This is a genomic window from Chitinophaga sp. MM2321 (assembly GCF_964033635.1).
Taxonomy (GTDB): Bacteria; Bacteroidota; Bacteroidia; order Chitinophagales; family Chitinophagaceae; genus Chitinophaga.
Window position 1 is genome coordinate 2,048,785 of sequence record NZ_OZ035533.1, and the last position, 13,480, is coordinate 2,062,264.

Below are 13,480 nucleotides of genomic sequence, written 5' to 3' on the forward strand. Positions count from 1 at the left end.
TGCCGGGATTGAACAGGATTGTCGGGATGGATGCCGGATGTTTAAATAATATTTTTATATAATTTATTATGCTGTATATGGAAACTGCAAAAAGGATATTCCGGAGGGCGGAGAACAGCCGTGTTTTATTGATCATACTGGGTCTGATCATTTTTAATGTTGCCAGGGCGCAGGAGCCGGCATCGTTGTCTGCCTGGAAAGACCAGAAATATTCGATGTTCATTCACTGGGGAGCTATTTATTCGACGCTGGGAGGCGTATGGGAGGGCAAGCCGGTAACGAAGGGATACAGTGAGCAGATCCAATCGCAGGGCGGTATTTTCAGCGATGAATATGGCGATGTAGCCAAACGTTTTAATCCCACACACTGGAATGCTGATTCTATTGTATTGCTGGCCAAAGCAGCGGGCATGAAGTCGGTTGTAATGACCTCCAAGCATCATGATGGGTTTTGCATGTTTCATTCTGCCTATACAAATTATAATGTGGTAGATGCCACGCCTTTTAAAAGAGATGTGTTGAAAGAATTGTCGGAAGCCTGTGCCCGGCATGGGTTGAAGTTCGGGATGTATTTTTCACTGATCGACTGGCATTTTCCGCAGGCATATCCTATTTCCAGCAGCAATAGTGATCCGATTACGCCGGAGCATCATGCGTATAACAAGCAACAGGTAACAGAGCTGATGACGAACTACGGTCCGGTGTCGGAGATATGGTTTGACATGGGGTCTTTGACGGCGCAGCAGAGCCGCGAGCTGGCGGATGTAGTACATCGTTTACAGCCGGGATGTATGGTGAGCGGACGTTTGGGTAATGATGCGGGCGATTTTTGCGTGATGGGAGATAACCAGTATCCTGATTATAAAATAGCTGCACCCTGGCAAACACCTGCTTCCGTATACGATGAAACCTGGGGCTACCGCTCCTGGCAGGAACATGGTAAAGCAGGGGATAAGGCACACGAAAAACTGGAAGGGTTGATTAAAGTGGTAAGCCGTGGCGGAAATTACCTGTTGAACATAGGTCCACGTGGCGATGGTTCCGTAGTGGATTTTGAGAAAGAAGTATTGCTGTTGAACGGTCAATGGCTGCAACGCAACGGGGAGGCCATTTACAGCGCAAGTGCCAATCCGTTTGACACCACCTTTGCCTGGGGAGAGGTAACTACCAAACCTGGCAAACTATATTTACACCTGCTGCAAACACCTGTGGATGGAATGATTACCCTGCCCGGTTTAAACAGCCGCGTGAGCCAGGTAACCCTGCTGGAAGACAACAAAAAAATATCCTGTAAAATAACGGTGAAAAATGGCGCAACGGTACTGCAACTACCGGCTGGATTTAAGATAGGAGAGAAAGATATTAAAGTATTGGCGCTGACCTGTAAAGACGGCGTGAAAATTACGCCGCAACACCTGTTGAAAAACCCGGTGGTATTAAACAGGGATAATGCTACACCTTTATTCAGTTTTTCAGGGATTGACTACGAAAGTTATTACCGTAGCCGGGTGGGTGAAACCTGGTCGTTTACCACTGCGAAGCCTGCAAAGCTTCGCCTGATATACAGTGCAGCCGAAAAGGGTAACAGCATACAGCTGACGCTGAATGGCAGCAGGCAGGAGATCCTGCTGGATGGTGGTACAGAACAGCCTTTGCATAATCAGCCGGGCAGTTTGCAATGGGGGCCTATGTACCAGGCTGGCCCCTTCTGGTCAGGTATTGATGGCACACAAGGGAATGTGAAAGATATTGATCCGGCCAAACCCTGGACCAATAAAGGTAACGGAGCATGGATGCTTCATACGGACTGGCAGAATGATGCACCGCAAACGGTTCCGATGGACAGAAACCAGGCCTGGTATATCCTGCAGGAAATCACGGCGCCAGCGGCGGGAGCTTACCTTGTAGGCTTTACGAGTGGTGATGGCATTGCGGTATATTTAAACGGAGAAGAACAGATTGTACATAATAATCCTGACAGGGGAACCACGCAAACAGAAGTATTGCTGTTGCCATTCAGGCAGGGTAAGAATCAGTTGCTGGTGAAATTTTATAACCGCTTTGATAAGCCATCTACTACCTGGGCTATTAACCGCCAGGTGCCGCAGGTATTGTATTCGCAACCGGTACTGTTGCAGGTGGAAGGGAGTGGTAAAGTACAGACCTGTGAGATCAGGCAGGCGCACCCGGTATCTGTACACCGCAATTTGCGGATGCCTGACTTATCTGTGGTAATGGATGCAAAATAATAATGGCAAATACTTTTTTCAGGTTTAAGCAATTTAATGTTGACCAGGCGCATTGCGCCATGAAGGTGTGTACAGATGCCTGTATACAAGGTGCTTTCACGGCCCAATACCTGGTGAACAACCAGCTAACGGTGCCGGCTATACTGGATATAGGCGCCGGTACGGGTTTGCTCAGCCTGATGCTGGCGCAGCAGGTAGACGCATGTATTACCGCTGTGGAGCTGGACCCCGGCGCAGCGGAGCAGGCAACAAAGAACTTCGCAGCCTCTCCCTGGGCGCACCGGCTGGTACTAACGCATCAGGATATACGAAAAATGGAGGTAGCCATCCCTTATGATTTTATTATTACGAATCCGCCGTTTTATGAATCTGCACTGAAGAGCGGGCATGCGCAGAAAGACCAGGCTATGCATGCCACCACCCTGGGTTACGGGGAGTTGATAACAGCAATAGACCGGCATCTTCATCCGGCAGGTACTTTTTCAATATTGCTTCCGTTTGTGCAGTTTGAGACGTTCCGTGTACTGGCTGAGGCGGCAGGGTTTCATTTACAGGAGGTGCTGTATATCCGTCAAAGTGTGAAGCATGGCTATTTCAGGGCTACCGGTATCTTTGGGCGCGAAGCGTTGGAGACGCATGAAACAGAGCTGGCCATTTACGATGAGCATAACGTATATACGTCTCCGTTTGTGGCACTGTTACAGTCCTACTATTTATACCTCTGAGTTTTCTTCTTTTGCATAATTTTCCAGGTAGGCATACTTTGCCGTGAGGGAGCCATGCGCCGTGATGGTGGCATTCCCGATCATTTCACTGTTGGGCTTCAACAATTCTTCAAATACATATTTCATGAGCTGATCGCCGAAGTATTGGGAAGCGTCCCGGGGCAGTTCATTAGGCAGATTGCTGACGCACATCATATCTACGGTGCCTGGCAGGTAGGGTGCTGTTTTCGTCATTGTTTCTTTGATGACGCCATAGACAGGGTCTTCGATGGTACTGTCGCCCAGGTTGCAGGGAATAGACCCATAGGTGTCGTCTGTAATATCGGCGATCACCTGTATGCGGAAATTATCTTTCTTCAGGTCGGCGGCGCTGAACAGGGGCTGGATCCGCTTATCCCAATAGATGCCGTTCATGAGCACATCGCTCACCGTTACATACGGAAGAAAACGGCATTCGTAGTTTTCGGGATGGGCATGGAAGTCGGCCCTGCTATATGTTTTATCGTTTTTTCGCAGATAGAGTTCGCCGGCTTTGAGTTGGGTATATACCGGGTAAGCGTATTGATTAACGAGGTATTCTTCGGGGGGAAGATATTTGACCCCCAGGAGTCCCATGATTTCCAATATGCCTGCTGCCACACGGCCGGAGCCGGTAACCACGATTTTCATCGGCGGAAGTTTCACGCCAAAGTAGTGTGTGATCAGTTCCTGGAAGTCGCGGCAGGTATGTACAGGCTTGAAGGAGAAGGCGCCTGTTTTTTTGCCCAGGGCCTGTAATCCGTTGTGGGCGCCTACTACACCGGCAAAGAAGCCGAAACCAAGAATGCGTTGTCCGTCCGGATGCACGAGGCATTCATAATCGATCAGTGTGATATTTTTTTTCAGGATTGCCTGGAGCATCTGCCTGTTATGTGGCTGTTCCTTTTTAGTATGACTGAAGAAGAGATAAGTTTTGCCGGAGAGGAGATTTTCAACGGGGACCTCTTTGATTCCCAGCAGGAAGTGGCAGTGCGAGAGATCCTCTTTCAGGATGATACCTGCTTTTTCATACTCTTCATCTTCAAAACAACGATGTGGAGAAGGTTGTACCCGCATCTGCACCTGGGGGTAGTGCTGCATGATCCATTGGCATTGTTTGGGAGAGAACGCAACCCGGTTATCATGCGGATGTTTTTCTTCCCTGATCAGCCCTATATAAATCGTGTTTTCCATTCCTGAATTTACTGCAAATTTTATTGCCAATAACGAATAAGCCAATACAGATATAGCCGCCACCTCTGAATGAGGACGGTATTTTTTTATTTTAAAGAGAAAAATTTCTTGCAGGTTAAAAAAAGGTTTTCTATATTTGCATCCCGCAATTGACGCGGAGAGTTCTTATAGAGATTGCCCAGATGGCGGAATTGGTAGACGCGCTAGACTCAAAATCTTGTATTCGCAAGGGTGTGCAGGTTCGATTCCTGTTCTGGGCACAATTACTACCAAAGTTTTAAGAAGGTTCACGAAAGTGGACCTTTTTTATTTGTACCCGTCAATGAATAATACCGGCATGCGGGCGTTTTTTTAAGATAAAAAATCCCGCTCATTTTTCAACTCGCGGGATTTTTCAATCATTATTGTTGTATTAATTAGTAGCCCTGATTTTGTGTCAGGTTCTTGTTGATGTCCCTTTCTTTTTGTGGTACCGGCCACAGGTAATCCTTGTTATCCTGGAAAGTACGTTGTTCTACTTTAACGTGTTCTCCACTGAGCGTTAGTTTACCATTCGCAGGATCAACGGTACCTAATCTTGTACCATACACGGTGCCGGATCTAACGGCGCTGCCAATTTTCCAGCGTTGCACATCGTACCAGCGCAGTCCTTCCAATGCCAGTTCTACCCTACGTTCGCGTCTTACCAGCGTACGCATTTTATCGACAGTATTGTATACAGTCCGGTCTACCACTGGCATGCCGGCGCGTATTCTGATGGCATCTATTGCAGCATATACAGAATTATCAATCACACCTGATTCAATCTGCGCTTCTGCATAGGTCAACAGGACTTCCGCATAACGTATCACAATCATATTCAGTCCGGTATTCCACATATCAGTGTAGTCAGACAGGTTAGACGTAAATTTTTTCGGAATGTAACCTGTTTTGGAATTATTATCGCCGTTATAGTAATCGCCTGAACTGCTTTCTATGGAGTTGTAGTAGACGCCTTCATACAATTGACCGGGGCAAACGATGGTGGCTGTTAAGCGCGGGTCCCTGTTGTTGTAGGGATCCTTGTCATCGTAGCCGGAAGTGGGATCGTCGATGGTTTTACCGGTTTTTGTTTCGTAGGCATCTACCAGTGCCTGGGTTGGATCGAGTGAACCCCATCCACCAAAGGAAGACGACGGCATTACGCCGAGATCTGCATTGGAGTAGTCATTTTCCTTATACTGGACATCCAGGATAACTTCTTTATTATTTTCATTTTGAATACGGAAGAGGTCCTGGTAGTTATTAAACAGTTCGTAGCCTAAGCCCATTACTTTTTTACAATCGGCAATACAGTCTGCATAATTCTTATCGTATAATTCCATCCTGGCTCTCAGGGAGAGGGCGGCGCCTTGTGTGATATGTCCTACGTCGCTGCCACTGTAGCTTACCGGCAATATGACTGCGATGGCTGCCAGTTCATCTTTCACAAACTTGCGTATTTCGGTAGCAGGTGTTCTGGAAACGGTATTGGCTTCGTCTGTAGTAACGGTATTTTTAACGAAAGGCACATCCCCATAAAGTTGGGTCATAATAAAGTACTGATAAGCTCTCTGGAAACGGGCTTCACTTTTATACTGTTCCTTTAACGTGGCATCCATTGGTGTGTTATCTATATTTTCCAGGAACCAGTTGCATTTCTGGATGGTGGTATAGCTCCAGCGGGTGTAAGCATTCGTATTGGCTGGTGTAATGGCACCACTACCGTAATCTGTGTAACCTTCCCAGGGATATTGGCTGTAGAGATTATCACTGGCAGCATCCAGGTAGAGTAAGGAGTAGTCGCCTTCCCAATCTTTATAGCAACCATTGAGGGCCGCCAGTGCATCTGACTGGGAGGTCCATAAAGAAGCGTTGTTGTAAGCATTCAATGGCTTTCTATCGAGGAAATCCTTCTGACAGGCAGATTGCAGCAAACCTGTAGCGAGTATTATATAGAGAATGTTTCTTTTCATGATGTTAAGTACTTTTTGTTAAAAACTAACATTTACACCAAATGTGTGCACTTTTACCTGTGGGTAGTAATAAATACTGCTCGAAATGGAAGCTTCCGGATCTATCCATTTGTACAGGTGATCAAACGTGAGGATATTTTGTCCGCTGTAGTAAAAACGTACTTTGCTGAGTCCTGCTTTCTTCACAATACTGCCCGGCAGGGTATATCCTATCTGCAGATTTTTGAGGCGCAGATAAGAGCCGTCTTTCACCCAGAAGGAGGAAGGCGTACCGCTGGGATCATTTTCTTTATTGGTATACCAGATACGTGGCAAGGAAGCGTTGGTATTATCTGCAGACCAGGTATCCAGCAACGCAGAAGTAGGTTTACCTGCAGAAGAACTTACACTACCCAGTTTACCCCCGTCGATATAGGTTTTTACACCGGTAGCTCCCTGCAGAAAAAATGGCGATATCGAAATTTTTCCAGGCACCGCCCAGGTTAATACCAAAAGTTACCTTAGGGAAATAATTACCGATGTATACTTTGTCGGCCGTGTTAATGGTATCATTACCGTCTTTATCTTTGTATCGGATATCACCCGCAGATGTTCTGTTGGTCTGGAAAGGAAATTTTTTCACCTCATCTGCCGATTGGAAAATACCATCTGCTTCATATCCATATAGAGAATAAACAGGATAGCCTACCTGTTGGAAAGTATAGCCATCAATCTTGGCGCCTGCGCCATGGCGGTCAGTTATTTTATTGTTGATAAAAGAGGCGTTGATAGCTGCGTCGTACTTAAAGTCTCCTTTAGTATCATTATAGCTAAGGGAGAATTCCCAGCCTTTGTTCAGCATGGCGCCTGCGTTCTGCACCGAAGGCTTCAGGCCATATGGAGCACCCACTTCTACAGGCAGCAGAATATCACTGGTAACCTTACGGAAATAGTCGGCAGTAAAATTTATTTTTCCATCCAGAAATCCCGCATCAAGACCCACACTGGTTTCAGTGGTGGATTCCCATCGCAGATCCGGGTTGGCACCATTAATAGCCGATATACCGGGGGCGATGGTAGCACCGGTACCACCAAATGTATAGTTCTGGCTACCATTCACCTGCAACACATAAGGATAATAGGGAAAGCTGGGGTAATTGACATCATCCGGGCCCACCACGATCTGGTTACCCAGTTGCCCCCAGGAACCCCTTAGTTTGAGGTAAGACACATACTTCTTTAAAGACCCGAAGAAGTTTTCTCTGTCTATATTCCAGCCGGCAGAGAAGGAAGGAAATGCTCCCCATCTGTGGTCAGAAGCGAAGCGGGAAGAACCATCGTAACGGAGATTGGCTTCAAATAAATATTTGCCATCGTAATCATAATTCAATCGGCCAAAATAAGACCGGAGTGCTAATTCATAAGAATATCCGCTGGTCTTTTGTCCATCAGTAGAAGCCAGGTTCACATCCGTTAGCAGGTTGTTCAGAAAACCTTTACGGTAACCATCATCAAAAGTGTATTTGGTCAGTTCCTGTGAGTAGCCGCCCAGTATTTTGAAATTATGTTTATTAAAGGATTTGGTATAGTCCAGGAGTGCCTGCTGTGTAACCGTGTTACCGAAGGTATTTTCATCTGTCACGGAGTTGGGACCCTGGTAAAATGTAGGTTTCCCGTTGGCATCATAGTACTGCTGATCAGCAATAAATTTCTTATTGTGACTTATTTTCATCACGTAGGAAAGTGATGGTTTAAAATGAAGACCGTTTACAATTTCCCAGTCTGCACCCACATTACCAATCAGGTCGTAGTTATTGAATTTGTTTTGGCTGTTTCCTTCCAGCCATGCCATGGGGCTACCATCAGCGATGTAGCCATAGTAACCGTTTTCGTATTTATAAGGGATGGTAGGGGAAATACGGTTTACCTGTCTTACCAGCTGCGTAAAATCACCGGTATAAGGGTTACTCGGTTCTCTTTTATTGGTGTTAGTGAAGGCAATATTGGCATTTACCTTTACTCTGTCGGTAACCTCGGAGGTGATATTCAGCCTGCTGGTATAACGTTTTGCATTTGTTTCTTTAATAATGCCATTCTCATCAAACAAACCGAGGGAGAAAGCATATTGTGTTTTGTCACTACCGCCGGATACGCCTACGTAGTGATTTTGTTGTAAGCCAATGCCTTGATAAAATAAGTCGAGCCAGTCAGTATTAGGATATTTATAAGGATCAGAACCATCTTTGAATTTCTGCACTTCTGCATCTGTCCAGCGTACTGGCTTTCCTTCATTAACGAGGGCTTTGTTATACAGATCTGCTGCCTGCCAGGAAGGTAAAAAGTCTGGTAAGCCGGTAGCTTTTTGTTTACCTACATATGCGTTATAGGTCACTTGTGGTGTTCCTTTTGTGCCTTGTTTGGTAGTAATGAGTACAACGCCATTGGCTGCGCGGGAGCCATAGATAGAAGAGGAAGCTGCATCTTTCAGTACAGACAAAGTAGCAATATCATCTGGATTGATATTATTCAGGTTGTTCAGGTTGGTGATGACGCCATCTATTACAATTATTGGATCCGCGTTATTCATTGTACCGATACCTCTGATGCGGATTCTTGCGGCGTCACTGCCTGGTTGTCCACTGATATTGGCGGTAACAGTTACACCGGGCATAGTTCCCTGCAGGGCGTTACTCACGCTGGTTACCGGTCTGTTGGTCAGCTGCTCGGAAGTGATGGAGGTGACGGCACCCGTAAGATTGGCTTTCTTTTGTATGCCATAGCCTACTACTACAAATTGTTTTAATGCGCTTACATCGGGAGCAAGCGAAATATTGAATTGTTTTCTGCTGGCGATAGGAATTTCCTGGGTAATATATCCCAGGCTGCTGATGATTAGTACAGCATTTTCCGCTACCTCTTTCAGCTGGAAGGTACCATCCGGACCGGAAATAGTTCCTTTACGGGTTCCTTTTATCACCACAGAAGCTCCGGGAATGGGCGCTCCGGTGTCGTCCGTAATGATCCCTGTAATGATAACAGGTGGTGGAGATACCGGCATGATATCTATCGGTTTCTCGCTTTTGGTAATGAAGATGGTGTTACCCTGGATTTCAAAACTCAGAGGTTGCTGGAGCAGCACCATTTCCATTGCTGCCTGTGGCGACGCATTTTTAAGGTCAACCGAAACAGGCTTACTGTTTTTCAGATCCTCTTTATCGTAGAAGAAAACATAACCTGTTTGCTCTTTTATAGCATGGAGTACTTTCTTAAGACTCACCGCTTTGGCGGAATAGGTGACTGTTTGTGCGCTGCTGCTGGCACTCACCTGCAATGTGGCCACGAGTAGCAGGAAAGAAGTTAGTCTCATAACTAACAAGATTTTGGTTGGGAGCTCCGCAAACTTCCAATATTTGCGGGTACCGGAGTTACAAATAGCCTTAAGTTGCATACTTTTGCAATGTTTGGTTGAATTAATAAATAAAGTTTACCGACTTGTTTGTTGATGAAATTGAACTGTAACCGGGGTAGGACGCCAATCTTAATCCCCGGTTTTTTTATTCAATACGTGTAGAAAGCCACTGTTGATTGCTTCAGTTGATTCATTGTTCCGAATATTTCATTGTTCATAACTATGGCTGGATAACGATCCTGTTGCCATTTTCAATTCTATACCTGATTCTTGTTTTAGACAATCCTTTTAATACCTGCGACAGGGTGAGATTCCTGCCTATTTCTCCGGTAAATATCCGTTGAGGGATATCACCTTCATATTTTACCTCCACATTATACCAGCGTGAGAGCTGGCGCATAACGGTGGGAAGGTCTGCATCATTGAAATAGAAGAAGCCTTCTTTCCACGCCAGCACCTGTAATAAATCTACATGATCCAATACCTGTATGGACTGGCCTGTTGTGCTTACCCTTGCCTGCTGGCCTGGTTTAAGTATTTGTTGCTGCTGCTGTGCAATTATCTTTACAGCTCCCTCCATTAAAGTGGTATTGGTAGTCGCCTCGTCCTGATACGCATTAATATTAAAATGTGTGCCCAGTACTTCTATCGTTGTATTGCCGGTCTTCACAAGGAAGGGCATTTTTTCATTTTTTACTACTTCAAAGTAGGCTTCCCCGGTAATGGTTACCATTCTTTCATGCCCGGTAAATGCAGTAGGGTAGTAGATGGAAGAACCGGCATTTAGCCATACGGCTGTACCATCCGGTAAAATAAGTTTGTACTGTCCGCCCAAGGGGGTACTCATGGTATTATATAACACTTTATCCGCTGAGCCTCCTAATTCGTCATAGGCGAGTTGACCATTACTCAATTTGGTGATACGGGTATTACCTTGCTGTGCCAGTACACCATTGCCTGCGCTGTCGAGCGGTATCCGGGAACCATCTGAGAGGGTGAGCATAGCCCTGTTGCCGCCGGGTGCAATATCCATTACGGAAGGAGTGGCCACTATAGCTGGCAGGTGTGTTGATGTTGATAAATGATAATAATAAGTGCCGGATATTATAAACACTATACATGCGGCAGCCCACCAATAACGTTGCAGTAAATGTATGCGCTTTTTAACCGGTGCTTGCTGCGTCAATTTATCCGACTCCAGTATTTCTTTCAGGACTGATTGCCAGTAGGAGTAGTTATATTCAGCATCCGTGGTAGCTGCTGATGGCCCGATGGCATGAAGTGCGTCCAGTTGCCGCACTATTTCGCCTGACTCATCATCACTGATCAGTTGTAACAGTTCTTTGTATTCCGCCTGTGTGGCGTGCAGCTGCTTTACCTGTTCTGATAAATATTTAAGTCTTTCCGGCGTGGACAACAAGTGAAATTTTAAGTCTTTTGAATTTAGTTGACATCAGGGAAAATCACCTTTTGACAAGGCTCCCACTATATACGTACGGTGACAAAACAAATAGTACCTATCCGGTTAAAAAAAATTAAGAAAAAAACAGGATATCCCATCCAAGCAGGATGAGCGGAAGTGTAACGCCTTTGCTGATAAGGTATTCCCTGATGGATTTCAGGGAACGGACCAGTGAATTTTTAACGGTTTGCTGCGATAGTTGCAGCTGATCCGCTATTGCTGCGATTTTCAGTCCCTTCTCCCTGCTGAGCAGGTAGATCTTTTGCGCTTGTGGTGGTAACTGGTGAATGGCTTGTTTTATCAGTCGGGACGTTTCGGAAAAAGCAATATTTTCTTCCGTCAGGTTGGAATGGTCGCTGCTTTCCCGTGTAATGACCTGGCTGGCTTTATTACGGACTCCCTGTTTTTGCAGCCAGCTGTAACAACGGTGATACACCATTTTGAAAATCCAGTTGTGCGGAACAATAACATCTGTCAGCTTTTCCCTGCCCAACCATATGCCCAGGAATATTTCCTGTATAATGTCTTTTTCAGGGCCCTCCACTTGTATAACGCGGGCAATGACGGGTTTGATCTTTGGTACATACAGGTGAAACAGCGTTTCAAATGCAACTTCATCCCCCTGAGCAATTTGGAGGAAAAGTGCTGTTTCATTTATTGTGTCATTATTCATCCTGTTAAAACCTGATCCCTTAAATATCATCCAATCGCGGCAAATCTAAAAACAAAGTAGTTGAACGAGCTGTGGTTACGATAGCGATGCAGCTGTAAGGTACAAAAAAACCAATTGCCTCATTTAATCCGGTATTCTCTCCTGGCCATATCGTTTCAGGGTTTGCTATCGCCTGAACCAGTTGAAATCAGCATGGCCGCCTGCTGCGCGGGTATTGAAATTAAACAAAGCAAACCGGTTGGCCGTCCAATCTAACCCCAGACCCATTTTTAGTTCGTTTCCGATGGGAATAAAGTCTTTGCCATTGGTACTGTAGGCAAACGTGGCAACAAAGCCTTTTTCCCTGACATAGGACTTAAACCAGATCTTAGCACCTTTTAAGTTAACAGTCGCTACAATACTGTCATTGTTTGTCATTATAATTTTTCTCCTGCCGTTGGTTTGCTGAACGGCTACATAAGCATAGGGAAGCTGGAAGATGCCTAAACCGGCAATATCGCCATCTTTCATCCCTCTTATATCCATTTCTATGGTTCCTTCCGCATAAGGACCCTCTACCCGTTGAGTTAAAGTGTTGATAGCATGTAGCCATGTTGACGCTTTACCGGCTTTTAAACGAAGATAGCCCGGACGTTCACTCAGCGACCATTTGCTGTTATCGGGATTATGATTCCATTGCCATTGTAAGGCCAGTTCCGGGGAATTGAATTCATCGGAGCTGGCAGGAACAGTTATCGGAGAGGTTACGCCAACCGCAGGTTTAGGGAAGGTATCTACGCCCATCCCGTTTTTACCCAGCAGGGGCCAGCCATCTACCCAGGTAACTGGTTCAAGGTTAGGTACGCGTCCTATAGGGCCACGGTCCTGCATAATAATAAACCACCAGGAGCCATCTTTTAGCTGTACCATACCGCCCTGGTGCAGGCCGTTGCCCGGGTAGGTATGATCATCGTGTATCACAACTTTTGATTCATAAGGTCCGTAAATACTGTCTGATCGCAAACAGACCTGCCGGCCACGCGTACCGCCGGTAGAGCCGAGTATGTAGTATTTATTATTGACTTTGTAGAGATGTGATCCTTCGAGATAAGGGAACCCGGGGTTGTCATAAATTTTCCGCTGTGGAACTTTTACGGATTTCGCATCGCTGTTTAATTCCGTGATATAAAGTGTTTGCTGCCCATGCGCAACGTATACTTTACCATTATCGTCAAAAAAGAGTCCCGGATCATACAGGTATTCATTAAAGATGGTTCTTGTCCATGGTCCCTTTATATTCTTAGCGGTACAGATGGAAAAATGTCCTTCTTTCCCTTCCATCTTTGGTGTGCAGAAGCCTACGTAAAAGGTGCTGTCATGATAGCGGATGGTGGCTGCCCAGGAACCACTGAGGTACATATCTCCTCCTTTCATATCATAACGGGGATCTTCATCATACCTGGATACGGCATAGCCTCCCATTTCCCAGTTTACCAGATCCCGGGAAACGGCAATGGGGCAACCCGGTACATAATGCATGCTGGTGGAAATAAAATAGAATTTATCGTCTACCCTGATAATGTCCGGATCCGGCCAGTCGCCCCACATGAGCGGATTCTTAAAATACCCATTACCCAGATCGGGTGTCCAGCTTTTATTGGTTTGTGAGAAGATAGTAGTGAAGCACAGTAGAAATTGAAACAGTAGTATCGTTCTTTTCATTGATCACTATATTTTGTTTTTCATGTAGCATTATTTTTTGAGTATGGTATTACCGTTTTTCGACTTCCCGGCATAT

Annotated in this window: 9 protein-coding genes and 1 tRNA gene; 3 read left to right on the forward strand and 7 right to left on the reverse strand. The window is 45.7% G+C overall.

Annotated elements, in window-relative coordinates:
• Positions 1 to 77 precede the first annotated feature (77 nt).
• Entirely contained in the window at positions 78 to 2,249 is a 2,172-nt protein-coding gene (locus ABQ275_RS07975) for an alpha-L-fucosidase (protein ID WP_349317756.1), read from the forward strand.
• Positions 2,250 to 2,251: 2 nt separating this feature from the next.
• Entirely contained in the window at positions 2,252 to 2,974 is a 723-nt protein-coding gene (locus ABQ275_RS07980) for a methyltransferase (protein ID WP_349317757.1), read from the forward strand.
• Here the strand turns inward: ABQ275_RS07980 and ABQ275_RS07985 are convergent.
• Entirely contained in the window at positions 2,963 to 4,186 is a 1,224-nt protein-coding gene (locus tag ABQ275_RS07985; RefSeq protein WP_349317758.1) for an NAD(P)-dependent oxidoreductase, read from the reverse strand. The genes ABQ275_RS07980 and ABQ275_RS07985 overlap by 12 nt on opposite strands.
• A 176-nt stretch (positions 4,187 to 4,362) precedes the next feature.
• Here ABQ275_RS07985 and ABQ275_RS07990 point away from each other — a divergent pair.
• Positions 4,363 to 4,446: transfer RNA gene (locus ABQ275_RS07990), tRNA-Leu, on the forward strand.
• Between the two features lie 156 nt (positions 4,447 to 4,602).
• Here the strand turns inward: ABQ275_RS07990 and ABQ275_RS07995 are convergent.
• The 6 genes from ABQ275_RS07995 to ABQ275_RS08020 all read right to left on the reverse strand — a co-directional run bounded on the left by ABQ275_RS07995 (position 4,603) and on the right by ABQ275_RS08020 (position 13,404).
• Positions 4,603 to 6,180: a RagB/SusD family nutrient uptake outer membrane protein gene (locus tag ABQ275_RS07995; RefSeq protein ID WP_349317759.1), complete on the reverse strand. Its 1,578-nt coding sequence runs from the start codon at positions 6,178 to 6,180 to the stop codon at positions 4,603 to 4,605.
• Positions 6,181 to 6,198: 18 nt separating this feature from the next.
• Positions 6,199 to 6,654, reverse strand: coding sequence for a hypothetical protein (locus ABQ275_RS08000; protein WP_349317760.1), 456 nt, complete (start codon positions 6,652 to 6,654; stop codon positions 6,199 to 6,201).
• On the reverse strand, positions 6,578 to 9,526 hold the full coding sequence (locus ABQ275_RS08005) for a TonB-dependent receptor (protein ID WP_349317761.1): 2,949 nt from the start codon (positions 9,524 to 9,526) through the stop codon (positions 6,578 to 6,580). The genes ABQ275_RS08000 and ABQ275_RS08005 overlap by 77 nt, the downstream gene beginning before the upstream one ends.
• 262 nt (positions 9,527 to 9,788) lie before the next feature.
• Complete coding sequence (locus tag ABQ275_RS08010) at positions 9,789 to 10,985, reverse strand: FecR family protein (protein WP_349317762.1); 1,197 nt, start codon at positions 10,983 to 10,985, stop codon at positions 9,789 to 9,791.
• 118 nt (positions 10,986 to 11,103) lie between these two features.
• Entirely contained in the window at positions 11,104 to 11,703 is a 600-nt protein-coding gene (locus ABQ275_RS08015; protein ID WP_349317763.1) for a sigma-70 family RNA polymerase sigma factor, read from the reverse strand.
• 165 nt (positions 11,704 to 11,868) lie between these two features.
• Entirely contained in the window at positions 11,869 to 13,404 is a 1,536-nt protein-coding gene (locus tag ABQ275_RS08020) for a glycoside hydrolase 43 family protein (protein WP_349317764.1), read from the reverse strand.
• Positions 13,405 to 13,480 lie beyond the last annotated feature (76 nt).